The sequence below is a fragment of the Cylindrospermum stagnale PCC 7417 genome (assembly GCF_000317535.1).
Classification (GTDB): Bacteria; Cyanobacteriota; Cyanobacteriia; order Cyanobacteriales; family Nostocaceae; genus Cylindrospermum; species Cylindrospermum stagnale.
Genome location: NC_019757.1, coordinates 4,078,549 through 4,102,155, shown reverse-complemented (window position 1 = coordinate 4,102,155; position 23,607 = coordinate 4,078,549). Strand labels below are relative to the sequence as shown.

Annotated in this window: 24 protein-coding genes; 15 read left to right on the top strand and 9 right to left on the bottom strand. The window is 41.5% G+C overall.

Translation table 11 applies throughout. From position 1 onward, the window contains the following. The first annotated feature begins 2 nt into the window (after positions 1 to 2). The 10 genes from CYLST_RS17110 to CYLST_RS17065 all read left to right on the top strand — a co-directional run bounded on the left by CYLST_RS17110 (position 3) and on the right by CYLST_RS17065 (position 9,569). Complete coding sequence (locus tag CYLST_RS17110; RefSeq protein ID WP_015208982.1) at positions 3 to 1,733, top strand: purple acid phosphatase family protein; 1,731 nt, start codon at positions 3 to 5, stop codon at positions 1,731 to 1,733. A 70-nt stretch (positions 1,734 to 1,803) separates the two neighbouring features. Further along, on the top strand, positions 1,804 to 2,592 hold the full coding sequence (locus tag CYLST_RS35990; RefSeq protein WP_015208981.1) for an S-layer homology domain-containing protein: 789 nt from the start codon (positions 1,804 to 1,806) through the stop codon (positions 2,590 to 2,592). Positions 2,593 to 2,595: 3 nt separating this feature from the next. After that, positions 2,596 to 4,491 (top strand): WG repeat-containing protein, encoded by a 1,896-nt coding sequence (locus tag CYLST_RS17100; RefSeq protein ID WP_015208980.1) that lies wholly within the window; start codon positions 2,596 to 2,598, stop codon positions 4,489 to 4,491. Positions 4,492 to 4,685: 194 nt separating this feature from the next. Continuing rightward, positions 4,686 to 5,003: a hypothetical protein gene (locus tag CYLST_RS17095; RefSeq protein WP_015208979.1), complete on the top strand. Its 318-nt coding sequence runs from the start codon at positions 4,686 to 4,688 to the stop codon at positions 5,001 to 5,003. Between the two features lie 164 nt (positions 5,004 to 5,167). Further along, complete coding sequence (locus CYLST_RS17090; protein ID WP_015208978.1) at positions 5,168 to 6,895, top strand: succinate dehydrogenase/fumarate reductase flavoprotein subunit; 1,728 nt, start codon at positions 5,168 to 5,170, stop codon at positions 6,893 to 6,895. A 215-nt stretch (positions 6,896 to 7,110) separates the two neighbouring features. Next, positions 7,111 to 7,524 (top strand): hypothetical protein, encoded by a 414-nt coding sequence (locus CYLST_RS17085; protein WP_015208977.1) that lies wholly within the window; start codon positions 7,111 to 7,113, stop codon positions 7,522 to 7,524. A gap of 144 nt (positions 7,525 to 7,668) precedes the next feature. After that, positions 7,669 to 8,208: a hypothetical protein gene (locus tag CYLST_RS17080; protein ID WP_015208976.1), complete on the top strand. Its 540-nt coding sequence runs from the start codon at positions 7,669 to 7,671 to the stop codon at positions 8,206 to 8,208. A 51-nt stretch (positions 8,209 to 8,259) separates the two neighbouring features. Next, positions 8,260 to 8,676 carry a XisH family protein gene (locus CYLST_RS17075; protein WP_015208975.1) on the top strand — a complete coding sequence of 139 codons (417 nt, stop codon included), beginning with the start codon at positions 8,260 to 8,262 and terminating at the stop codon, positions 8,674 to 8,676. Beyond that, positions 8,664 to 8,999 carry a XisI protein gene (locus CYLST_RS17070; RefSeq protein WP_015208974.1) on the top strand — a complete coding sequence of 112 codons (336 nt, stop codon included), beginning with the start codon at positions 8,664 to 8,666 and terminating at the stop codon, positions 8,997 to 8,999. The genes CYLST_RS17075 and CYLST_RS17070 overlap by 13 nt, the downstream gene beginning before the upstream one ends. Before the next feature lie 117 nt (positions 9,000 to 9,116). Beyond that, entirely contained in the window at positions 9,117 to 9,569 is a 453-nt protein-coding gene (locus tag CYLST_RS17065; protein ID WP_015208973.1) for a DUF29 domain-containing protein, read from the top strand. A gap of 10 nt (positions 9,570 to 9,579) precedes the next feature. Here CYLST_RS17065 and CYLST_RS17060 read toward each other — a convergent pair whose 3' ends face one another. Beyond that, complete coding sequence (locus CYLST_RS17060; RefSeq protein WP_015208972.1) at positions 9,580 to 9,978, bottom strand: helix-turn-helix domain-containing protein; 399 nt, start codon at positions 9,976 to 9,978, stop codon at positions 9,580 to 9,582. A 527-nt stretch (positions 9,979 to 10,505) separates the two neighbouring features. Here CYLST_RS17060 and CYLST_RS17055 point away from each other — a divergent pair. Next, entirely contained in the window at positions 10,506 to 11,126 is a 621-nt protein-coding gene (locus CYLST_RS17055; protein WP_015208970.1) for a TMEM165/GDT1 family protein, read from the top strand. Between the two features lie 10 nt (positions 11,127 to 11,136). Here the strand turns inward: CYLST_RS17055 and CYLST_RS17050 are convergent, their stop codons facing one another. Beyond that, positions 11,137 to 12,063: a tetratricopeptide repeat protein gene (locus CYLST_RS17050; RefSeq protein ID WP_041233698.1), complete on the bottom strand. Its 927-nt coding sequence runs from the start codon at positions 12,061 to 12,063 to the stop codon at positions 11,137 to 11,139. 379 nt (positions 12,064 to 12,442) lie between these two features. Between CYLST_RS17050 and CYLST_RS17045 the strand changes: the two genes are divergently transcribed. After that, on the top strand, positions 12,443 to 13,477 hold the full coding sequence (locus tag CYLST_RS17045; RefSeq protein ID WP_015208968.1) for a hypothetical protein: 1,035 nt from the start codon (positions 12,443 to 12,445) through the stop codon (positions 13,475 to 13,477). Here the strand turns inward: CYLST_RS17045 and CYLST_RS33445 are convergent. From CYLST_RS33445 to CYLST_RS17030, 4 genes are all read right to left on the bottom strand, one after another. Further along, positions 13,449 to 13,661, bottom strand: coding sequence for a hypothetical protein (locus tag CYLST_RS33445; protein ID WP_216595264.1), 213 nt, complete (start codon positions 13,659 to 13,661; stop codon positions 13,449 to 13,451). The two genes, CYLST_RS17045 and CYLST_RS33445, sit on opposite strands and share 29 nt — an antisense overlap. Then, positions 13,658 to 14,827 carry a homocysteine biosynthesis protein gene (locus CYLST_RS17040; protein ID WP_015208967.1) on the bottom strand — a complete coding sequence of 390 codons (1,170 nt, stop codon included), beginning with the start codon at positions 14,825 to 14,827 and terminating at the stop codon, positions 13,658 to 13,660. The genes CYLST_RS33445 and CYLST_RS17040 overlap by 4 nt, the downstream gene beginning before the upstream one ends. 101 nt (positions 14,828 to 14,928) lie before the next feature. Beyond that, positions 14,929 to 15,756, bottom strand: coding sequence for a DUF4351 domain-containing protein (locus CYLST_RS17035; protein ID WP_015208966.1), 828 nt, complete (start codon positions 15,754 to 15,756; stop codon positions 14,929 to 14,931). A 48-nt stretch (positions 15,757 to 15,804) separates the two neighbouring features. Beyond that, the gene (locus tag CYLST_RS17030; protein WP_015208965.1) at positions 15,805 to 16,440 is read right to left on the bottom strand and encodes a hypothetical protein; all 636 of its coding nucleotides are present in this window, start codon (positions 16,438 to 16,440) and stop codon (positions 15,805 to 15,807) included. Between the two features lie 245 nt (positions 16,441 to 16,685). Here CYLST_RS17030 and CYLST_RS32355 point away from each other — a divergent pair, with 245 nt between their 5' ends. After that, positions 16,686 to 17,684: an AlbA family DNA-binding domain-containing protein gene (locus CYLST_RS32355; RefSeq protein ID WP_015208964.1), complete on the top strand. Its 999-nt coding sequence runs from the start codon at positions 16,686 to 16,688 to the stop codon at positions 17,682 to 17,684. Positions 17,685 to 18,266: 582 nt separating this feature from the next. Here the strand turns inward: CYLST_RS32355 and CYLST_RS17020 are convergent. The 3 genes from CYLST_RS17020 to CYLST_RS17010 all read right to left on the bottom strand — a co-directional run bounded on the left by CYLST_RS17020 (position 18,267) and on the right by CYLST_RS17010 (position 20,665). Next, positions 18,267 to 19,013 (bottom strand): DUF7873 family protein, encoded by a 747-nt coding sequence (locus tag CYLST_RS17020; protein ID WP_015208963.1) that lies wholly within the window; start codon positions 19,011 to 19,013, stop codon positions 18,267 to 18,269. 236 nt (positions 19,014 to 19,249) lie between these two features. Next, on the bottom strand, positions 19,250 to 20,383 hold the full coding sequence (locus CYLST_RS17015; protein ID WP_015208962.1) for an AI-2E family transporter: 1,134 nt from the start codon (positions 20,381 to 20,383) through the stop codon (positions 19,250 to 19,252). Between the two features lie 90 nt (positions 20,384 to 20,473). Beyond that, entirely contained in the window at positions 20,474 to 20,665 is a 192-nt protein-coding gene (locus CYLST_RS17010; RefSeq protein WP_041233141.1) for a hypothetical protein, read from the bottom strand. 219 nt (positions 20,666 to 20,884) lie between these two features. On the opposite strand from CYLST_RS17010, the gene CYLST_RS17005 reads away from it, so the two are divergent. Beyond that, on the top strand, positions 20,885 to 21,553 hold the full coding sequence (locus CYLST_RS17005) for a DUF1614 domain-containing protein (RefSeq protein WP_015208960.1): 669 nt from the start codon (positions 20,885 to 20,887) through the stop codon (positions 21,551 to 21,553). Positions 21,554 to 21,618: 65 nt separating this feature from the next. Further along, positions 21,619 to 23,556: an ATP-dependent zinc metalloprotease FtsH gene (gene ftsH / locus CYLST_RS17000; RefSeq protein ID WP_015208959.1), complete on the top strand. Its 1,938-nt coding sequence runs from the start codon at positions 21,619 to 21,621 to the stop codon at positions 23,554 to 23,556. Positions 23,557 to 23,607 lie beyond the last annotated feature (51 nt).

Sequence of the window (23,607 nt, the reverse complement as noted above, 5' to 3'; positions counted from 1 at the left end):
TAATGGTGAGAATCAAACTACCAGCGGCTGTACTTCTGTTTGCTATCTGCCTTACCCTGGTGAGTGTGCGTTCATTCGGGCAAACAATTATGACACCAGCACCCCAACTGCTGACAGACCCATTTTTGCAACTGCCAACTGAAACTTCAGTACGAGTAGTTTGGTTTACGGAATTTGCAGGTAGTAACCACAGCGTCACCTATGGCGAAAATCTCGTAAAAGCTGCCGAGGCAAACACTACTAAACTCAGTCGCACCAGAGAAGACCAAAAATCACGAGTAGCAAACCAAACCCAAGACAGTCAAGTTTTTAAACAACCTGTTCGGCGTCTCATTTGGCGACATGAAGCGGAGGTGACCGAATTAACTCCTGGTGTGCGGGTTCCCTATCGCGTCACCAGTGTTAGAGAAGATGGTGAAAGTGTTAGCAGCGATATTTTTACCCTTGCACCCACCCCAAAACCAGGAACACCACTAAAAATTCTCCTCACCTCAGACCATCAGCTAAAACCAATGACAGCGGCGAATTTGCAAAAAGTAGTAGAGACAGTGGGACAAGTAGATGGGGTTTGGTTTGCCGGTGATTTAGCCAACGTCCCTGACCGCGCCTCAGAATGGTTTGATGATAATCGAGGTGGTGCCTTATTTCCCGGTTTGCAAGGTCGTGCTAACTATGAAATGGAACACCAACAAGTTAAGACAACCTATAAAGGTGGGCAAATAATTCAACACGCACCCATGTTTACTTGCATTGGTAATCATGAAGTGATGGGAAGATTTCAAAAAACAGGGAATTTAGACAATGAATTTAATGATGGAATTCCCCGTGAAGTTGCCCTAAAGTTGTATGGCGAAAAATATCTAAAAGATAATTCATTTAATACCGATACCTACGAAGAGATTTTCACCCTACCCCAAAGTAAAGAAGGTGGAAAAAAGTACTATGCAGTCACTTTTGGTGATGTGCGGTTGGTAGTCCCATATATTACAAATACATGGCGGACTCCCAGCTTAGATGTAGAGGTTACAGGTAGATATCAGGAAAAACAAGCAGGCTTGAAATACCCTAAAACTTGGGGTCATGGGCAGTTTATTTTTGAGCCAATTTCTGAAGGTAGTCAGCAATATAATTGGCTAAAGGCAGAACTCAACAGCCCAGAATTTAAACAAGCAAAATACAAAGTTGTGATGTTCCACCATCCGCCCCATACGTTAGGTGATAACATCGTCCCCCCCTATACTAATCCAGTTCCCATCATTGAACGGGATGATGATGGCAATATCAAAATATTACGTTACGAATATCCCAAAAACGCAGATTATATTATTCGTGATGTTATCCCATTATTAGAAGCGGCTGATGTGCAATTCGTATTTTATGGACATTCCCATTTATGGAACCGCTTTGTAAGTTCTAGTGGAATGCACTTTCTCGAAACATCTAACGTTGGCAATTCTTATGGTGCTGCTTGGGGCAAAAGAACGCGAGAAGTGCCAAAAGGGTATGAAAAAGATAATATTGAAATTGGCGATCCTAATGGATTAGAACCTGTGATACCGACAATTGCTCCTTCATTAGGAGAAAATGGTCAGCCAATGCCTTATATTGCCAGTAATGACATCACAGTTTTCAGCATTTTTGACACTGGGAGCGGAATTATTAGCAGCTATCGCTTTGATACTCGCAAACCAGATTCAGAAGTTTTAAAGTTTGATGAGTTTAAGTTGAAATAAAAATTCCAGCGATTGTTAGAAACTATTTTATAGAAACCTAGAAATTAGGATAATTACAGCAGATTGCAGTATGTTGAAAGAGTCTATTTTTTCAGATATTCAAAACCATTGGGCAAAAGCATCTATTCTCGCTGCTGCCGAGAGAAATATATTCAAAGGTTATCCAGACGGTACGTTTCGCCCCGATGCACCTGTGACTCGTGCTGAATTTGCGGCGATTATTTACAAAGCTTTACAAAGACAGCCATCATCTCGTCCTGGGATTACCTTTATAGATATACCAGCTAATCACTGGGCGGCTAAGGCGATCGCATCAGCATATCAGACAAATTATCTGTCTGGCTATCCTAATCGTTCTTTCAAACCCAATCAACCAATCCCGCGTGTGCAAGCTTTAACGGCTTTAGTTTCCGGGTTAAATTATGGGGTAACAGTAGAGCCAATCAATACTTTGAACAAGTATTACGCTGATTTTGGGCAAATTCCCAGTTATGCAACGCGTGCGATCGCAGCCGCAACGGAAAAACGCATTGTTGTTAACTACCCAGATATCCGACGCTTGCAGCCCAATAAAAACGCTACTAGAGGCGAAATAGCCGCATTTATTTGTCGAGTTCTGGAAATTAATACTGTACCTTACAAGTATATTCCTGGTATGGAATTGTTCGTGATTCCACCACAATTTGATGCTGCTGATGCTTTTTCAGAAGGATTGGCACGGGTGCAAACAGGTAACAAGTGGGGTTATATCGACAAAACCGGAAAATTTGTGATCCCGCCACAATTTGAGGAAGCTGATTCTTTTTCAGAAGGATTAGCATTAGTGAGAGAAAATATAAATAAATCAAGCTCAATCTGATTTATGGAAATTCGCGGGATTTGGATAACTACAACAGCTAGTCAAGTCTTTAACTCCAGACAAAATATTACCGAGGCAATGAACTTTATCGCCGAAACAGGATTTAACGTAGTATTTCCTGTTGTCTGGAATAACGGCGTAACCACCTATCCTAGCCAAGTTATGCAGGAAACCTTTGGCATGGAAATAAATCCACGCTTTCAAGGTAGAGATCCTTTAGCCGAATTAATTGACGAAGCCAAACGAGTTAATCTTGCTGTTATCCCTTGGTTTGAATATGGCTTTGCTAGTTCTTATCAAAAAAATGGCGGTGCCATCATTGCCAAAAAACCAAAATGGGCTGCCCGTGACTCTGCTGGTAATTTACTGATTAAAAATGGTTTTGAGTGGCTAAATGCTTTTGATAGCGAAGTGCAAAACTTTTTATTAAGTTTATTCTTAGAAGTCGTAAAAAACTATGAAGTTGCAGGCATTCAAGGAGATGATCGCTTTCCGGCTTTACCGAGTGAAGGTGGTTACGATCCAAAAACTGTTGAACGCTATCAACAAGAGTTTAATCAACCACCACCAGGGGATTACAAAGATCCAAAATGGTTACAGTGGCGGGCTGAGATTCTTTCAGATTTTTTAACCCGCGTCTACCGAGAAATTATTAGTATAAATCCTGAATTAATTATTTCAATGGCTCCGAGTGTTTATCCTTGGAGTTATGAAAACTATCTGCAAGATTCTCAAACTTGGGTTGATCGGGGGTTAATCGATTTAATTCATCCACAGTTATATCAGAGGGAATTTGAACTTTATAAAAGAGATATAGATAGGCTAGTATCTAATCAATTTACCAAAGAACAATTGCCCCAATTAATTCCTGGTATTCTTTTAAAACAAAATACATATAGAATTAATCCAGAACATTTAGTCCAGGCACTAAACTATAATCGTTCTATTGGTATTAAAGGAGAAGTTTTCTTTTTCTATGAAGGTTTACGAGAAGATGATAATGCTTTAGCTAAGATTCTCAAATCTGGTATTTATTCTCAATCTCCAGGAGAATTTGACCTGAAAGAAATTAAAAAATATAGTTTTACTCAGCAACGAATAAAGAGTAATTATGTTTACATAAATACATCACAAAAAATTATTTTCCAGGTACAACAATTTGATTGGGTTAAGCCATTTTCTGAAGGTATGGCAGCCGTCAAGATGGGTTATAAATCCGGTTACATTGATAAAACAGGTAAACTGGTTAACCGCCTTCAGTTTGATAGTGCTGAACCTTTTTCAGAAGGACTAGCCCTGATAAAAGTTAAGAATAAATATGGCTATATTGATAAAAATACCAAACTGATAATTAATGCTCAATTTGATGATGCTGCCAGCTTTTCAGAAGGGTTAGCAGCGGTAAAAATAGCTGATAAGTGGGGATATATTGAGCTAACAGGTAAGATAATTATTGCTGCTAACTTTGACGAGGCTAAACCATTTTCGTCAGGTATGGCAGCGGTAAAAATAGATAATAAATGGGGATATATTGATCAAATAGGAAAGATGATAATTGCATCTCAGTTAGATGATGCTAGAAGTTTTTCCGAAGGGTTAGCATTAGTTAAAATTGTGAATAAACTAGGTTATATAGATCAAACTGGAAAATTTATTATAGAACCGCAGTTTGAGGAAGCAGATATTTTTTCAGAAGAATTAGCTGCTGTTAAAATCGGAGGTAAATGGGGATATATTAATCAAATGGGTCAGTTTGTAATTACACCATATTTCGATTTTGCTAAACCTTTTTCGGCAGGCTTGGCATTAGTTAATGTTGGTGGAGAATTTAAAGAAGATAGGGAACAAGGAAAAGCTTTTTTTATAGGTGGTAAATGGGGATATATTCGCAAACCTTAATAATTCTCAATTCTTATAAGTAAATAGACTCATTAGACTGTCCCCCTAGTTAATTTAGGAGTTACGCTGGTAACAAAAAGGCTTAATTGTGAAGTGATATTACAATCTTTGCAAAAATATTTTATAACTTGTCTACTAGGCAAACATGGCTTTAACGTAGAACATATAGGAGAAAGAAATTTGAGGCAAATAGGATGAATAAGAATAATATACAAAACTATCGGTTTGTCTGCACCTTGACCTTTGGTGATATCTACGGTCAAATAATTGTTTGGTTGATCACAATTACCATCAGTTTGGCATCAGCTTTGGCGCTGATGGGTGCTAGACGCCCAGTGTATGCTTTAGTAACGGTGGGTCTTGTCGTCTTGCTAACGCTGCCTTTCTTGCTGTTTGCCTTTGTGACTACATTGATAAATCATATTGAATTAACTTCTATAGAACCAGGAACCAAAATGGAACCTATCCCCGGTAATGTTTCCCAGCAACAACCGATACAAGCTAGTAGCTGAGGCGATTTGAGATTTGAGACTGGGGTATTTGGCTTGATCTATATACTCAAAAATTTTTGCATTGAGATCACATCCCTGTCTATTGGCAGGGAATTTTTTTGTCCTGAAGTAATTTATGGCCTCTCTACAATAGAACAGCAGCTGTTTGCTATCGGGGATTGATGATGCTGGAACATGATGTAATTATTGTTGGGGGCGGATTGGCGGGATGTCGGGCCGCTTTGGAAATTGCCCGTACTGACCCCAGTTTAAAGGTGGCTGTGGTTGCCAAAACTCATCCTATTCGTTCTCACTCGGTTGCTGCCCAAGGTGGGATGGCAGCTTCGCTGAAAAATGTGGATGCAGAAGATAGTTGGGAAGCACACGCTTTTGATACTGTCAAGGGGTCTGATTATTTGGCAGATCAAGATGCGGTGGCAATTCTGACGCAAGAAGCGCCTGATGTGGTGATTGATTTAGAACATATGGGGGTTTTGTTTTCTCGCTTACCGGATGGGCGCATTGCCCAACGGGCTTTTGGCGGACATACCCATAACCGCACTTGCTATGCGGCTGATAAGACTGGTCACGCGATTTTGCACGAGTTGGTTAACAACTTGCGTCGATATGGTGTGCAGATTTATGAAGAGTGGTATGTGATGCGCCTGATTTTGGAGGAAGGTCAGGCTAAGGGTTTGGTGATGTTCCACCTTTTGGATGGGTGTGTTGAGGTGGTGCGGGCGAAGGCGGTGATGTTTGCGACTGGTGGCTATGGTCGTGTTTATAGCAATACTTCTAATGATTATGCTTCGACGGGTGATGGTTTGGCGATGACGGCGATCGCAGGTTTGCCTTTAGAAGATATGGAATTTGTGCAGTTTCATCCCACTGGTTTATATCCGGTGGGAGTGCTGATTTCTGAGGCTGTGCGCGGGGAAGGGGCGTATTTAATTAATTCCGATGGCGATCGCTTTATGGCGAATTATGCCCCCAGTCGGATGGAATTGGCACCTCGTGATATTACCTCCCGTGCGATCGCATATGAAATTCGCGCCGGTCGGGGGATCAATCTCGATGGTAGCGCAGGCGGACCCTTTGTCTACCTGGATTTACGCCACATGGGCAAAGAAAAAATTATGAGTCGCGTCCCCTTCTGCTGGGAAGAAGCACACCGCTTAGTTGGTGTTGACGCCGTCACTCAACCGATGCCAGTACGCCCCACAAATCACTATTGTATGGGCGGTATCCCCGTTAACACTGATGGGCAAGTCCGCAGCAGTGGCGACGGCTTAGTTGATGGCTTCTTTGCCGCCGGCGAAACCTCTTGTGTCTCCGTCCACGGTGCCAACCGCCTTGGTAGTAACTCGCTGTTGGAATGTGTGGTTTATGGCAGACGTACCGGATCTGCGATCGCCAAATACGTGCAAAATCGCAAATTACCCGCTATCGATGAGCAACGTTATGTCACAGAAGCCAAACAAGAAATCCAAGCCTTGCTAGAACAGCCTGGAAAATACCGAATTAACCAAGTTCGTCAAGCCTTCCAAGATTCCATGACTGAATACTGTGGTGTTTTCCGCACCGATGAATTAATGCGTGAAGGTTGGCAAAAAATCGCAGAATTACAACAGCAATACCCACAAATTTATTTAGATGATAAAGGTACTTGCTGGAATACAGAACTCGTGGAAGCCTTAGAACTGCGGAGTTTAATGGTAGTAGGACAAACAATTTTAGCATCAGCCATCAATCGCCAAGAAAGTCGCGGCGCACACTTCCGTGAAGATTACCCCCAGCGGGATGATAGCAAATTTCTTCAACACACAATGGCTTACTATTCACCAGCAGGAATTGACATTCAATATCGTCCAGTAGTGATTAATATGTTTGAGCCAAAAGAACGGAAATATTAGTAATTGTGTCTTAGGGCTGAAAAATATACTTGAACACACCCCTAGGACACAAAGATACACAAAAAATCTCAACTTTGGCGTTAGCAGAACCATTGTAGAGACGTTGCATGCAACGTCTCTACATTCTTTTTTACCAGATGTTGATTAAGTTCCTCGTTGGATGGGAATAATAAATCTAAACCTAGTATTTTTAAATCAAGTGAGGCTGTAAACTAATGACAGACATTAATATCAGCGATTCCGTAGCACATCCTTTAGTCAAATATCGGAATCACATGGAATTCAATGGATATCATGTTGAAGAAGATGGCGAAGTACTTATCTGCCGTCACCCTAGGAAGCAGAATATAAGTATTAAGAGTGTTATCGGGCGAGGAGTATTAATCAGAACTTTCTTTTATTGCCAGCCAAATATGCCGAGAATAGATGTTCTCGAATATGTAAATGACTTGAATACAGACTTTGTGTTTATGAAAGCATATCTTACTATTGATAGCGAAAAAATTTATATAGAAACTTTCTGTGAAGGCGAATATGACAAAACAGTTTTCTCAATTCTGTTAGAAAATATTGAGTCAGACCGGGAAATTTTTAATAATCACCAGAGAACACTAGAATTTTTACAGTAGGAGGATGCTTAAACAGGATTTTATTAAATATCTAAAGCCTAGGAACCTAACCCCTTTCTCTTTTAGCAAATGGGGATTATCAAGACTTCGTAGGACAGGCGTCTCGCCTGTCTCTCTTATTTAAACTGAGGGAGATGGAAATAAATGACAAATTATGACGCAGAAATCATCAATAGCATGGTCGAACATATGCGTAATTTTATAGAAAAACCGCATCCTGTTTTTAGCGATATGCCCGTTTGCCCTTTTACCCAAAAAGCACGACAGCAAGAAACTATTATTTACCAAGTTTATTCTTTTTCATCTATTCATGACCTCAATTGTGATTCTCATCTAATCCAGCTAATAAATAATTTTAATTCATCAGTCAACCATGAAGCTTTATTGTTCATTCACCCTGACAAACAGGCAATGACGCCAGACGAAATTGAGAAATTTGTAGAACGTTTAAATGAAATTATTTCCCACACAGGTTTGATTGCCTTTGCTGGCCATCCCCATCACGATTTTAACATCCAAGGAGTTTTTACCAGACAAGCACCTTACTTACACTTTATTGTCCAATCTTATCAAATAATTAAGACAAGTTCCGACCTATTGCTGAAAACTCGCTATTACGAGAATTGGACAGAAGAAAATTTAAAATCTGTGGGTTTCCCCAGAAATGCCCCTACTCAAAATTGAGGAAATTTGGTTTAGAATAACAATAGCGTAGTCAAATTGCTGATTTAGACTGTGTCTGCAAAAGATATTTTTCACGAAGCAGTAAAGAAAGCTTTACAAAAAGAGCAGTGGGTGATTACAGATGACCCACTAAAATTTAAATTTGGCAATGTTAACTTTCAAGTTGATTTAGGTGCAGAGAAATTAATAGCTGCTGAAAGAGAAGGTGAGAAAATTGCTGTAGAAATTAAGAGTTTTCTTAATCCTTCTGCAATTACAGATTTTTATGCCGCGTTAGGTCAATTTCTCAGCTATCGTCTAGCACTAGAAACTCTTGAACCAAATCGGACACTGTACATGGCTGTTCCCGTAGACGCTTATCGAGCATTTTTTCAACTTGAGTTTACTCAAATTGCGCTAAAAAAGTATCAAGTGCCATTAGTCGTATACGAAGCAAGACAAGAGGTGATTGTAGAATGGATAACATAGCCAAATACCGAGAATACATTCAAACCTTACTCACAAATTACGCTAAAGATGATATTTCAACCGACGAAGTAGAAGTGGAACTCATCTTTGATACAGAACGTGACCATTACCAGTGGATGAACGTTGGTTGGGAAGATTTAAATCGTGTTTACCGCACAGTGATACACTTCGACATTAAAGATGGCAAAATCTGGCTACAACAGAATTTAACAGAAGAAAATCCGGCAGAAGATTTAGTGAAAATGGGTGTTTCTAGAGAAGATATCGTGCTGGGGTTACAGCCTCCCTATAAACGTCCATATACAGATTATGGTGTGGCTTAGGATACTTGGTTTAGATTACTAGATGTTTGATAAGACGAGCCGATCGCATTTGAAAGAACTATAATCACAGTAGAGTTATGCGAAAAATTATCTAAAGTATTCCCGATGGAAACTGCCATGTCTTCCCCCAAGGCGCATTCCCAAAGCTTATATGAAACTGACTACTTGCAATGGATAGAAACGAATTTGGAGAAATTGCAAAGTCAGGACTACGAAAATGTGGACTGGGAGAACTTAATAGAAGAAATTGCCGATATGGGAAGGAGTGAACGCAAGAGTTTAAAGAGTAATTTTATTGTGATTTTAGTACATTTACTCAAATGGCAATTTCAGCCAGAAAAAAGAAGCGGTAGCTGGGAAGGAAGCATTATTGAACATCGTAGACGAGTCCTAGAATCTTTAAGTGATTCCCCTAGTCTCAAACCCTATCTTGAAAGTGTTTTTGCTGAGTGTTATACACAAGCAGTTAAGCAAGCAAAGGCTGAAACAGGTTTAGAAGTAGAAATTTTTCCTGTGATGTGTTCATATCAACTATCGGATGTTATAGATGATGATTTTTTACCTCAATAAGCACTCTTTTTTAAATAAACAAACTCGGTGAAACTTTGAAATACTCACCAAGCGTTTTAGCTTGTGTTTTACTAATTGCACGCTTACCGTTTACAACCTCAGAGACTACACCGCTAGAACCAATCAAACCAACTAAATCAGCTTGACGGGTTCCGCTAGATTCCATGATGTGTTGCAATATTTCATGAGGTGTAGATTTATCCATTGGATAATTTTCTTCCTCGTAATCTTCAATTAGCTTTACAAGCAATTTGTATAAAACTCGCTCCTCTGGAGTACGATTTTTATTAAAAGTAAGACGTTTTACCACTTTTAAAAGACGTTCGTACTCTGTTTCAGTTTCAATTACTTGAGGAGCGATTTCTGCAAGTAATTGACTATAAGCATTATTGTCAAAAGTAAGGGTCATTACACATAGAATGACAGTAGTATTTTTACCAGGGCTATTTCATTCTCAACAACCGCCTCGGAATGAATTCTGAGTCTAATAGCGAAAGTCGTCTCAAGACGACTAAAAGAAATTTCTAGTCCGTTAAAACGGACTTTAGTTATTAGCCCAGAACTGAATTTCTGGGCGGTTTATGTCTAGAAATAAATAGCCCTAGTATCTTTACAAAAGTGAGATATTATCTGTTGCCCTTTATTCTCTCAAAATGAGAGTAAGTTGTCAAGAGATAATTTTTCACGTTCTTGACTACTACCTGAAATTGTTGTATAGTCTATATCGCATAGAAGGGGAGTAGCTGCTGGCAAAAAATCAAAAAGCCAGTACATCTGAGTCAACATACTGGCGATTAGCCTGGTTCAGGTGGCAAGTAATTAATATTTGAAAGCGAGACCTTCACTGAGTTCACACAAAAAAAGTGTGAGCCTGGTGAAGTTTAGCCGCTCTCATCAAGCTCATACAGGTAAAAAATCCTTCAGGAGCTTGAGAGAGTGTTAACAGCATTTACAGCAGGTTTGTTACTAATTTCAATTTCAGAGCTAGGTGATAAAACCTTTTTTATCGCTGTAATTTTGGCAATGCGTCACTCGCGGAAACTGGTATTTATCGGTGTGACAGCGGCTTTAGCGGCGATGACAATCCTTTCGGTGATATTGGGACGGTTGGTTTCTTTGTTGCCAAAGGATATAATTCATTACGCCGAAATAGCTTTGTTTATTGGTTTTGGAATTAAGCTGCTGTACGATGCTAGTCAGATGACTACTGTTGCTGGTGATACAGAAGTGATAGATGAGGCGAAAGCTGCGGTAGAACAGGCAGAATCGCAGCTACCAAAGCAAAAAAGCGACTGGGGAATTGTCTTAGAAGCCTTTGTTTTAACATTTATGGCTGAGTGGGGCGATCGCACACAATTTGCTACCATCGCCCTAGCTGCCAGTAATAATCCCATTGGTGTAACTGCGGGTGCTATTTTAGGACACGCCTTATGTGCGGCGATCGCAGTTATCGGGGGCAAATTAATTGCCGGACGCTTGGATGAGCGGCAAATCACCTTTATTGGTGGGTGTTTGTTTCTGATTTTTGGTGCGATCGCGATCGTCGAAGGAGCATAAGGGACGCAATTTAAGGGCTGGGTGTGCTTTCAGGGGTAGGTGCGCTTTCCGGTGTCGGTGCTGGGGTAGCCGCTGGAGTAGCCGCAGGGGTAGGAGTGGGGGCTGCCAATGCTGCCTTTTTAATTTCGTCTTTGTACTGAGCAGGTGCTAAAGCAGAGGCACTATCAAATAAAGGCTTTGCTTCTTCCACTTGGCCCTGTTCCTTCAGCAGCATCCCCTTTGCTAAGATCGGGCGAAAATCCTGGGGATCTTTCTTAATTGCTTGATCGTAGACAGAAATCGCTTGCGGATAATTTTTCTGGAAGGCGTGGACACTGCCCAACAGCACCTGTACAGCAACTATATCAACACTTCCAGGCTGAATTGTATTCGCCTGGGCAGCATTAGAGAGAGTCTCTTGCAGCAAGCCAATAGCCGCTTCGGGGCGTTTCTCATTGATTTGGAGAGTCACCATCCCTTGCAGAGCTTTCAGATCACCTGGTCTCGTTGCTAAAATTGAACGATAAGCGACTGCGGCTCCTTCCTTGTCGCCTATTTGCTGCTTTGCTTGTGCCAAAAGCACAGCATATTCTGACTTGTCTGGATTCAGTTTTGCCAGCTTTTCTAGAGGTTCAATTACCGCTTGGATATCTGCTGGTTTAATCTCACCTCTACCTTTTTGACTTAGTAATTGTAGCCTTGCCTCTAACACTCCCTTGAGTGCTGTTTGATTTTCAGGTTCCTTTTGCAAAACCAATTCATAACCCCGGACTTGATCATCCAGTTTTGATTTTTGGTCAGAGTTCGGCAAACTGCCTTTGCTACTGGCAGTATTCTGGCCGGGAGATTGCTGATCATTCAATGCTCCAATTATGGGCATGATCGAAACCCCGACGAAAGCAATAACTGCCAGAGCCAACACGACCTGAACTATCCAGCGATTGCGTGGTTGAGACACAATTTTGTCCTTCTCCTGAACTCTAATGAGATTAACATTTACACAAATCCCAAAGTTAAAAAATTCCAAATCTTTGCGGAATACCGTCCATAGACGGTGAATTTTATAACAAATAACTATCCACACTGCTAAAGTAAGTGATGACTTTAGGAGGAGCCGTCAGAATTGTACCTATGATATGCTTCCGAAATTAGTCTAAAGACGTTAGATTACACATTTAGTGTATAAATGCAACATTTCGCGTCTTTTATGTTCTCACAGGGTGCGCTGAAGTGGCTTTATTGAAAGGAAATATACTTTTATTAGCCGCACAAACGCTCTTTTCATCTGCCTTTGTAAAATCCCACAATGGGATGTGTCTCCGCCGCAAGGAGTTTTTATGAATTCCGACCTGATGCCGTCTCCTGAATCCGCTAATCTTTCTGCCTCTAACCAGGCCCAGACTAACCAAACTAACACAGAGGCAGCCGCTAATGTTCATACAGTAGCAGCCAATATCTCTAAGCTAGAAAAATCCGCTGTTAACCCTAGCGATACTGACTCCAATGGGAATTTAAGCAATCGACAGCAGCCGATTCCACCTCCCAGTGAACCGATGCAGTACCGAGCCATCGGGTTAGTTCGGGGTCGCTACCATGCCAGCAGTGAACAATTTACTCAAGGTACACTGCTGACTACAGATGATGTTGAACTCAATGCCGTCCTTCTCGGTCGGATTATGAGTTTAGTCAAGAATCACTTGGACTTAGAAAAAGAACATCTCTGGGTAGTTTATCCCCGCACAAGGCAAGAAAATGACACGTTGCACCTCCAAATTGTTGGAGTTTGGGAGCCAGAAAATTTGGCTAAAAATCCCACAGAGGAGGACAACGAAGATTCTACTTCACAAGTGTTCCAGCGTCCTGATGAAGTTTTAGCAGAGAACTCCCAAGAAACTACAGAAGCTCTCACACCCTCCTCAGACATTCCCGATGGTGGTTTTTCCGTGCGTGGCGAGGTAGTTTACCAGTCTTTTGATGCTAAAAGCTTAGTAGTCAAGATTAAGCAGGCTCCACGTAAACCAACTGATAAACCTAAGTATTTTAAGTTGAAACTGAGGGGTGTGCTGACGACCAAAGCTGTAGGCAAATTTTGGGACTTCAAAGTCAAGCGGGAAGCTGATGTCTTAGTTGTAGAAAAGGCTGATGCGATCGCTGATTTGCCCAAAAAACGCAAACCACCATTCAAAGGCGCTCCTCGTAGTGGTGGCGGTGGTGGTGCTGGAAGGAGACCATTCCCTCCCAGACGAAATGGGGAAGCTCCACCATTGCCCATCAAGAAAACAGGCGGCGACCCCTCAGCGGTATCAAAACCTATACCGAAACCACCCGCGCCTAAACCCATCATCAAGCGACCAAAACCAACTCAAGAGTAGGGTAATAGGTAATTGGTAATTGGGGATTGGTAATAGGTAAAACTCTTACCAATGACCAATGACCAATGACCAATGACCAATGACCAATGACCAATGACCAATGACCAATGACCAATGACCAATGACCAATGACCAATGACCAATGACCAATGACCAATGACCAATGACCAATGACCAAGATCAAAAATCTGTCCAGCGGTCTTGGGGTAAAAAAGAACGCTCCATTGGAATTGGCGCAACTGCTTCTGTGAGGGTAAACGTGCCTGCTTCAATCCATTGTTTCAACTCTAGGGCGACTTGCCTCGAAAGAAATAAACTGGCTAAAGGGGCGACTCGCACTGTTTTACCCTCAATGGTGATCCGTCCAGATTTAAGTTGGGCGTAACTCACCAAACCAAATGTAGGACGAACGCGCCGGGGAATAGAAAAGTCTACGATCGGCGCGACTAAATCCTTATCTAGTACAGCACAACGTTCAACTACTGCTTCATTTAATACAGGAAGTGGTACACCTACGCCCAACATTAACGAAGGGCCATAGCTTTTAAAGTAACAACCCCGCACCCATCGAGCATCCATTTGCTTGGCATCACCAATTAAAGCCAAGGTGGCAGCCGGGCCAATCGGTGTATGGTTCGCTAAACGTTTTTGTAAGGGGAAGTGCTGGGTGCCTTCCCAAGCAACATAACCAACACCGCCGCCTAAAAAAATCCTTGTCCCAATGCCGACGAGTTGCAAATCTGGGTCATTAAGTAGGGGAGAAATTGCACCGGGGTTAGAGTAAACCGCATTCCCCACACGGGGTTGTAAAGGGCCGAGATAGGTGAAAAGAGTGCGATCGCCTCCATTCACCCCCACAATAAAATTTTGGTAAAGATTGCGCGGATTAAATAAATAAAACTGATTTATCGTTTCCTTGCTAACTGTGGTTTCAAAACTCGCCCGTGGATAACAATCTGTAACCTGTCCTAACGCCCGTACTGATACAGGTTTCCCCGCAATCAAATCTTCTATGACATGACCACCGCCACGTTCCCGCACTTCTTCCCCATCCATCACCTCCACGGGACAACTAGCACCCAAGTATAAATCCACCGCCCCAAAGCCAGGGTATGCTGGCACACCATCCAACCAGCAGCGGCGAATTTTAATCGGTGGATCAGTGTGTCCGAGATTAATAATTGCCCCACTTGACTCCATCGGCTCAAAAGTGCCGGTGGTAATCACATCGACTTCTTTGGCCGTTTTAGTAACACCAATTTCGGCAACTCGTGCTTTTAACTCTTCAGCCGTCAACACCACCGCACGTTTACGGCTGATTTTTTCATTAATTTCCGCAATTGTTCGCATTTTAAAAGTAGCGGATTGACATCTTAATTATCGGACTAAGTAGAACAACGTAAATAATTAAAGGTTTGTAGTAAGGGCTTCAGCCCTCAAATTATTGTATTTTAATGACTATCTAACCAGCTAATTAAATCAGCTTGAGTGGAAAAATCTAACAGTGCTTCTGCCAAATTTTCTAATTGATTGGTAGATAATCCATTAATCCTCTGTTCTATCTCAGAGTCAATAACACCAACCCGACGATTCAGCAGACGTAAAACTAACGTCGCCTCTCCTTGTTGCCTTCCACGTTGCTCTCCTTTTTGGAGGATATCTTGATAAATTACAGATTCTTGCATAATTTCCTCTCGAAATAGTTGTTGAATCAAATCTTTGTCAAAACGCAAACCAGCCAAAACCTGTATACAAGCCGATATATTTGTTCGCTTATCGCTTTCTTCGATCATATCGACTTGGGAGGCAACTTGCTCTAATAAGGCTTTGGGTGAATCGCTTCTAGCTAAAGTCGCCAACGGTAAAAGAGCAGGATTTGCCAATAGTGGCGCGGGATCTTCTTCCCATAAACGAATAACTCGATACTCGTGTCTAGTTTTGGTGTCTACATACTGGGTATTAAAGACAATTTCTGAGGTGCTGGGTTGGAGAAAAATAATTACCTGCTCGATTTCACACCAATATTGGCGTTTTAATCGGGTGTAATAGTCCAGCATCCGAAAGTCTATTGGAGTTTTGGATTTGGGTTGAGTTTGAAATTCCAGATGCAGAATTTGGTTAGACACTTGCAAAAAGGTAACAGCATCAGCGCGAATTGCTTCTAAGCTGAGTTCTGTTTTTAGTACTTGGATATCGTCCGTGTCAGCCGAAAGTAACCATTTAGCAAATTCAGCCGGGTAGTTTTCGGCGAGATATTTGCAGCTATTATCGTAAGCCAAGGGTGAAATTATTTTGAGTAATTTTGAATAGAGATAATATGAATTCCCTCATTTTAGCGCTGCTTGTCCTAATCGCTTTAAAATTTGCAAAACTTCTGCCAATTCATGACGCCGGGGAAATAGCGAAAATATTCGTGATACGTCGTATTGAGGTGTATCTGAAAGAGTTAATTTCAGAAATATAAATTCATCACCGTTTGTCGCCATCCCAAATACTGGTTTATCAGTTTGGGGAGTAGTTAGCATATAAGCTAATAACTGCGGTAATGCTGCTAAAACTGGAATGCTGTTTCGTTTAGATTCAACAACAAAAATCCAAAGTTTTTCTTGCACAACTAGCGTATCAATAAAACCACGAATTGTTTCTTCAGGTTCTTCGATTTCTAAAGCAATGCCATAAGGTGAGCGAATTCGGTAAGGTGGATCTAGAAAACCTGCAAGTTCCAATAATGGCGAAACTACTAATAAGTTAATTGTACCTTCCAACAGCAGGCCATCAACGCGATGGTAGTCATAACGCTGCTTGATGCGAGTCACACCCGCTTGTTCTTGCTGATTAAGTTGGGGTAAGTCTTCAATCCATTCGCTAAAAAAGCGCTCATCTTCTGCTTGACGCAAATTACAGCGTGTTTGTAAATCGCTCAAGCTTTTAATGGTGTCAGTAATACCAACGCTGGAAACCATTTATTAACCTAGTGAGCAGTCTATCTTCATTATCTGCGATCCTGTATACCAAATAATTAAATTTTATGGTATTGGGAAGGATAGCAATGATACTTAATAAACTAAATTTGTCCTTGATAACACGATGCTACTTGTCATATATATGTATTAATTGTATATTAATAAAAGTATTATCAATCGCGGCTGGATACACTTTCATAATTAACACAATAACTCTAAAGATAAGAACCTAATTAAGGTGTATTATGTCATTATCTATCTACAAACAAAATATTTCTCAGTTGACTAAACAAGTAGCTGAACTTCAAGCACAAGCTAGTCAAAAATCAAATAAAAAGGCTCAATTACTGGGGCAAGTTGCAAGTATTAGACGAAGTATTACAAGTAATCCAAATCCTAAGTTAATTAGTTCTAAAGAAACACAGATTGCACAAATTTATAGCAAAATATCAGCAATTGAAAATTCAGAAGCTAATATTAGCAAAAAACTCTTTGGTAAAAGGTGCGAATTAACACGTAATGAAGAAACGCTTGCTGAAGAAATAGAGAGGCAGTCTAAAAAAGAACAAAATGAAGAACGTAGGCTTTCAATAGATCGAAAACGTCAGAATGCCGAAGAAATTAGGCAATTAAAGGCATTAAACTCAGAACTTGAAAGGCAAAATGAATTAAAAAAGCTAGAAATAAAAGATGAATTTGCCGCATCTGAAGTTCGGGAGATTATTGAGTTAATTTCTAAACCCGAAAGTCAGCATTTGGAGTTTAAATCTTATGCACGTTGGGACATAAAGCAAAATTGTGAAAATAAAGCATTGGAGAAAAATATAGTTAAAACTGTTGCTGCTTTCTTGAATTCCGAAGGTGGAACTTTGCTAATTGGTGTAGCAGATGATGGTCAAATTTTAGGGCTTGAAAATGACTATCTAACAGCTAAGAATAAGGATAGAGATAGTTATGAACTACTCTTGCATGATTTATTGCTTACAAGCAATTTTGGTCATCATTTTATTTCTTTTATTAGCATAACGTTCCATCAAGTAGAAAGTAAAGAAATTTGCCGAATTATTGTTAAGCCTTCTAAAGAGACCGCTTATGTTAAAAATGGACAAGCATCAGAATTATATATTCGTACTGGAAATTCTAGTCGGCAATTAGATGCTAAACAAGCAATCGAATATTCTAAAAATCGCTGGGGTGGAGTTGAGGATAAAAACCCTTACCATGAAGAGTCAAATCACAGTTAGTAGGTTAGATTGAGGGAAGAAACCTAATACTAACAAGGTATTTGTTGGGTTTCGTTCCTCAACCCAACCTACAATTTTCTGACTACAGCAGGTTTGATTTATTTGAACTATATCTGTCGTAGGGACACAGCATTGCTGTGTCCCAAAAGGGTGAGTTTATTTAGCTGAAAATGGCTGAAATTTAAAATCCCCCAGGCGCTTTCCTTGCCTGGGGGTGGTAACTAAAAGTTATCAGCTTTTAGGTGCTTTGTTTCACGATTTCTGCCGAGTTAATTTCCGGTTACTGTAAGTTTAATCTTTAAGTCGTGGTGTTTTACCGCTAAACTACCAGCCCAAAATTTTGGAGGACCGGACAAGATTTGAACTCGTGTCCCACTGACATTTGTTTACAGAGGTCGATGCAGAAGGTGAATTTTTAAGTTTAGATTGGAGCAATAACCTAAAACTAATTATGAGACTTATTGTGTCAGGAGTGCCTTTACCATTTGGCTATCCCCCGGTTTAATGAAGTCGAGGGAGTAGGAATCGAACCTACAAATTCTCCTGTAGACACTGAAACTAAACTTGCGCTCCAATACTATTCTACCTGAAATTTGACGGTGCAAACAAGTAACCAAAAATTGATCTAGCAACTTGATTTTGTTCGGTAACTTCTAAACTGTTTGCCTGTTCTCTAGCAAAAATAACTTCTTGGGTTAGTCTGTCTACGCGCCGTAGCAATTCATTTTGCCTTGCTTGGGAAATTGCGCCAGAAAATTTAACTGTGCGCCAAGTTCCTTCCGGCACATCTTCAGAGGATTCTTTCACTTGTGCGGGATGCTCTTTTGTGGCTTCATACAATACCACTGGCTTAACTATTCGTTTGGTTTTGGTGGTGTATTTTGCTTCGGTAGCAAAGCACGCTTGTTGCTGATCATAAATCCAAGATTCGCTATTATCTAAAACGGGTAGTGTGGAGATGAAGGTTTTCATGTCAGTTAACTGCTTTTCTAAAAACAGCAGATAAGAAACAGGTACTTCCCGTAAGATTGTTGTTCCATCAACTACTATATCTGCTTTGGCTTGAGCATTAGCCCAATCTTGGGTTGCACATAAGTTAAATAGTTCTGTGCAAGCTTGCTCAAATTGAGTTAGCAAATCCTCTGCTTTCATTTGCAGGGTCTGATTTTCTGGGGGATAGACAAAGCCATCTTCAGCTACTGGCTGAAATGTTCGTGATATCCCCTGAAATAGGGCACTTTTTTGAATTAGTTGATAAACAGATGTTTTAGCTTTTGCGGTGTTAGCTTTAACTGTTTGCAGAATTGCTATGACTTGATTAAGTTTCAACTTTTACCCTCCTATATATAAATGTAAGACCTTTCTCCTGCTAATGTAGAGACGTTGCATGCAACGTCTCTACACTCCCCTTAGGAATTCGGTAAGGGAGCTAGGCGGTTAGGTGTGTTTTATATTATTTGTAACTTATATACTACATTATAGGCTACAAAATGGCAAACAGGCGCAATTGGGACTTTAATTTTTATTGCTGGACAGGCAAGATGCCTGTCCTACGAGATGATGGACTATTCATCGTCACTCTTCGGGATTTCTGGCTCTCTTCTCTCATTTGCTTGAGCTGAATCCTCAAATCTAGGAGTTTCTGAAACTATCACCAACTCTGTAGCTTGTTGATGATTATCTCCCCATTGATCTAATACATCTTTAATTAATACTTCTTGCACCCAAATTTTAGCGACAACAGTTAGAGGTAGGGCGAGAAATAATCCTAAAAAGCCAAAGAAGGTGACAAAAAATAGCTGAGAAATTAAGGTTACTGCGGGGAGTAGTGAAACTTGCTTCTCCATGACGATGGGGGTGATGAAGTTGCTCTCAACTTGTTGAATGAAGAAGTAGAGAATAAAGACAGCCAAGACTTTCCAGGGAGTATCCAAAAGTGCGATCGCCATTGCAGGTATGACGCTGATGGTTGGACCCAAGTTGGGAATCAAGTTCATAAAGCCTGCCAAAACCCCTAGTGCTAAAGCTGCTTTGACGTGCAAGATTGACAAGCCAACCATACTCATCAAACCCACAACAGAGACACCAATGGCAGCACCTGTGATCCAGCCTTCTAATGAAACTTCACATTTCTCTAAAATCCCATCCACCCGCCGCCGATAAAATGAGGGAAACAGCCGCACAAATACTTTCCGGTAAGCGTCGGGGTTGGCTAAAAACATCCCTGTTAAAACCAGCACTAGCAAAACCTTGAGGACAATTTCTAAAGAGCCAGAGACAAAGGCGAAGGAGTTTCCTAAAGCCCGATTGATTAAAGGCTGTGCTTGTTCGATCAGACTGTTAAGATCGGGTATGTAGGGCAGTAATTCGATAGGAATATGACTTCGCAGTTCATCAAGCCAACTATTAAAGCGCCCAAAACCTTGGGGAACGCGATAGGTTAGTTCGCGAAATTGCTGGGCAAAAGGCGGCACTATCAGCCAGAAGAACCCGATGACACCAGCAAAAAAGAGACTTACTGCCAGTACAACGGCCAAGCCACGACGTAGACCTGAGCGCTGAAAGCGTCGCGCCAAGCGGTTTAAGGTAGTTGCTAATACGACTGCGGCAAACATCAGTAAGAGCACTTCCCGAATTTGCCACAATATGTATAAAGACAGTAGTAGCGCGATTAGACCGATCCATTGACCGAGGTTCACAGGCGGACTCCCAACACTTGGCGAGATGCAATTTTCTAACAATGCACCTAGGTTAGTTGATTTTACCAAGTTCCGCCTTGATGATTGTGTTTAGTTTTGTTTTTGTCTTGGGATTCGCCACAGTAGTGCGATCGCCATAATTACAGTAGGCAACAGAACTATAATCAGCGCGTTCGTTGCTGTCGCCGGAATTAATAAACTCGGTGCGGCATATTTAATCAATAGCGATAACAAACCTGAGAGTAGAATCAGTTTCAGTACAAATCCCATTTGATTTTCCATAAAAGTTCGGTAAGAGGCAATTAGGCAATGAAGCAATGAGGCAATAGGTAAGAGGTAATAGGAACTAAGGTTTTTTCGTGCTTATGGTGTACACAGTTGACGATGGCTACTTAGAAGAATCCTGACATGATCTTTTTTCTTAGTATTTCTCAAAAAACATCTGTGATCCTTCTAGCCAGATTTGGGTGAGTGACAAAATAATTTTATTTCCCAATCCCCATGATCTATCTACCAGTTTCATTACTTTTATTTCTGGTGTTATTACTACTGCTACCATTTATCTGGTTTGCTGTGGCAGTAGATGTGGTAGAAATTGCCGTTGCTAAATTGGGATTTTCTCCTAACATTGCCTTTTTATTACTGGTGCTAATTATTCTCACCAGCACAATTAATATACCCTTATACCGTCTACAAGCTCCGATTCAATTGGCAGATGATTTCGCCACGCTGTGGGTAAGAGAATTTTGGGGTATACCTTTAAGGAAAGTGGCTAGCTCAACTGTGATCGCCGTGAATGTGGGTGGGGGCTTAATTCCGGTGGCGTTGGCACTGTACCAATTTACTCAAGGTAATGCTTTGGCAATTTTGCTAGTTACGGCGATTGTGACTGTTGTCAGCTACTTTGCGGCGCGAGTAGTGCCGGGAATAGGTATCCAAATGAATCCGTTGCTGGCTCCCTTAACTGCTGCTGTATCTGCAATGTTAATTGCCTCACCCCATGCGGCTCCTGTGGCCTTTGCCGGTGGAGTTCTTGGGACTCTAATAGGTGCTGATTTGCTGCATCTAAAAGATATTCAAGCTATGAGTTCCGGGGTATTGAGTATTGGTGGTGCTGGGGTGTTTGATGGCATTGCTTTGTGTGGTCTATTTGCTCTGTTATTAAGCTGATAACTCAAGATTAAAAATTAAGTAACTAAGGACTAATAAAGAATTTGAATTGAGGGTAGATCAAAATGCCTGTAGAAACTAATAACAAGAACCAGCTTAAACCACCGCGAGTTCGGCAGTTTGGCGGCAGTTTTTTAATTTTGCTAACGCTGTTGTTACTACTGAACCTGATTGTTCCAAGTTTTTTTGGGATGCGATTACCGCAAGTTCCTTATAGCACGTTTTTGGCGCAGGTAGAAGCGGGTAAGGTGGTTCGGGCGATTGTGGGAAGCGATCGCATTCAATACTCTGTCAAAACCGAAACTGCCGATGCTGAACAGACAGAAAAGGTATTCACTACGACACCAGTAGCCCTAGATTTGGATTTACCAAAGATTCTTCGGGAACATAATGTAGAGTTTGCCGCACCACCACCCAATCAAAATGGCTGGCTTGGCACTTTAATCAGTTGGGTAGCACCACCGTTAATTTTCTTTGGAATTTGGGCCTTTTTAATCAATCGTCAGGGTGGTGGACCGGCGGCGTTAACGGTAGGTAAAAGCAAAGCGCGGATCTATTCTGAAGGCAATACTGGCGTTAAATTTATTGATGTAGCCGGCGTAGATGAAGCTAAAGCCGAACTCGAAGAAATCATCGATTTTCTCAAAAATGCAACCAAATACACGAATTTAGGCGCAAAAATTCCCAAAGGTGTGTTGTTGATTGGACCTCCAGGAACAGGTAAAACAATGCTAGCAAAAGCGATCGCCGGCGAAGCTAGTGTTCCCTTCTTCAGCATCTCTGGTTCAGAATTTATCGAATTGTTCGTTGGTGTAGGTGCAGCTAGAGTCCGCGACTTATTTGAACAAGCCAAACAACAAGCACCCTGTATCGTCTTTATCGATGAATTAGACGCCCTGGGTAAGTCTCGCGGTGGTGCTGGGCCGATTATGGGCGGTAATGATGAACGAGAACAAACCCTCAACCAGTTACTCACAGAAATGGATGGCTTTGATACCAACACAGGGGTGATCATCATCGCCGCTACCAACCGCCCCGAAATCCTCGACCCCGCCTTGCGCCGTCCTGGTCGTTTTGACCGTCAAGTTTTGCTAGATCGTCCCGATAAAATCGGTCGGGAAGCAATTCTTAAAGTCCACGCGAGAAACGTTAAATTAGCCGAAGATGTCAACTTGGGAACTATTGCTACTCGAACTCCTGGCTTTGCGGGGGCAGATTTAGCCAACCTCGTGAATGAAGCTGCACTGTTAGCAGCGCGGCAAAATCGCTCCTCTGTGACAATGGCAGATTTCAACGAAGCTATTGAGCGCCTAGTTGCTGGTTTAGAAAAACGCTCTCGCGTACTGAATGAAACCGAGAAAAAGACCGTAGCTTATCACGAAGTTGGTCACGCCATCATTGCAGCTTTAATGCCTGGTGCTGGTAAAGTCGAAAAAATCTCTGTTGTCCCCCGTGGTGTGGGAGCCTTGGGTTACACAATTCAGATGCCAGAAGAAGACAGATTTTTGATGGTAGAAGATGAAATTCGCGGACGGATTGCGACTTTGTTGGGTGGACGTTCTGCCGAAGAAATCGTTTTTGGTAAGGTATCTACTGGTGCTGCTGACGACATCCAAAAAGCCACTGATTTGGCAGAACGGGTAGTGACAATTTATGGAATGAGCGATCGCTTGGGTCCGGTAGCCTTTGAAAAAATTCAACAGCAATTTCTCGAAGGTTATCCTAATCCCCGACGGGCTATCAGTCCCCAAGTAGCTGAGGAAATTGACCGTGAAGTCAAGCAGATTGTAGATAATGCTCACCACATCGCCTTGAGTATTCTGCAACATAACCGCGATTTGCTAGAGAAAACCGCACAGCAACTGTTGCAAACAGAAATCCTCGAAGGTAAACAACTACGGGAACACCTCCAACAAGTGCAAGCACCAGCAGAAATGGCAGAATGGTTGCGGACGGGTAAGCTATCTGAAGATAACCGAAGAGTGGAGACAGTTTTGCTTTAGAATTTTTTGGCAATGCAGAATAACTCCTCAGCGTTCCTGGAGCGTTGAAAC

What these genes read in the sequence shown, in the direction of transcription:
- CYLST_RS17110 (WP_015208982.1), top strand. Translation starts at nt 3, where the DNA reads ATGGTGAGAATCAAACTACCAGCGGCTGTACTTCTGTTTGCTATCTGC.
- CYLST_RS35990 (WP_015208981.1), top strand. Translation starts at nt 1,804, where the DNA reads ATGTTGAAAGAGTCTATTTTTTCAGATATTCAAAACCATTGGGCAAAA.
- CYLST_RS17100 (WP_015208980.1), top strand. Translation starts at nt 2,596, where the DNA reads ATGGAAATTCGCGGGATTTGGATAACTACAACAGCTAGTCAAGTCTTT.
- CYLST_RS17095 (WP_015208979.1), top strand. Translation starts at nt 4,686, where the DNA reads ATGAATAAGAATAATATACAAAACTATCGGTTTGTCTGCACCTTGACC.
- CYLST_RS17090 (WP_015208978.1), top strand. Translation starts at nt 5,168, where the DNA reads ATGCTGGAACATGATGTAATTATTGTTGGGGGCGGATTGGCGGGATGT.
- CYLST_RS17085 (WP_015208977.1), top strand. Translation starts at nt 7,111, where the DNA reads ATGACAGACATTAATATCAGCGATTCCGTAGCACATCCTTTAGTCAAA.
- CYLST_RS17080 (WP_015208976.1), top strand. Translation starts at nt 7,669, where the DNA reads ATGACAAATTATGACGCAGAAATCATCAATAGCATGGTCGAACATATG.
- CYLST_RS17070 (WP_015208974.1), top strand. Translation starts at nt 8,664, where the DNA reads ATGGATAACATAGCCAAATACCGAGAATACATTCAAACCTTACTCACA.
- CYLST_RS17065 (WP_015208973.1), top strand. Translation starts at nt 9,117, where the DNA reads ATGTCTTCCCCCAAGGCGCATTCCCAAAGCTTATATGAAACTGACTAC.
- CYLST_RS17060 (WP_015208972.1), bottom strand. Translation starts at nt 9,978, where the DNA reads ATGACCCTTACTTTTGACAATAATGCTTATAGTCAATTACTTGCAGAA.
- CYLST_RS17045 (WP_015208968.1), top strand. Translation starts at nt 12,443, where the DNA reads ATGAATTCCGACCTGATGCCGTCTCCTGAATCCGCTAATCTTTCTGCC.
- CYLST_RS17040 (WP_015208967.1), bottom strand. Translation starts at nt 14,827, where the DNA reads ATGCGAACAATTGCGGAAATTAATGAAAAAATCAGCCGTAAACGTGCG.
- CYLST_RS17030 (WP_015208965.1), bottom strand. Translation starts at nt 16,440, where the DNA reads ATGGTTTCCAGCGTTGGTATTACTGACACCATTAAAAGCTTGAGCGAT.
- CYLST_RS32355 (WP_015208964.1), top strand. Translation starts at nt 16,686, where the DNA reads ATGTCATTATCTATCTACAAACAAAATATTTCTCAGTTGACTAAACAA.
- CYLST_RS17010 (WP_041233141.1), bottom strand. Translation starts at nt 20,665, where the DNA reads ATGGAAAATCAAATGGGATTTGTACTGAAACTGATTCTACTCTCAGGT.
- CYLST_RS17005 (WP_015208960.1), top strand. Translation starts at nt 20,885, where the DNA reads ATGATCTATCTACCAGTTTCATTACTTTTATTTCTGGTGTTATTACTA.
- ftsH (WP_015208959.1), top strand. Translation starts at nt 21,619, where the DNA reads ATGCCTGTAGAAACTAATAACAAGAACCAGCTTAAACCACCGCGAGTT.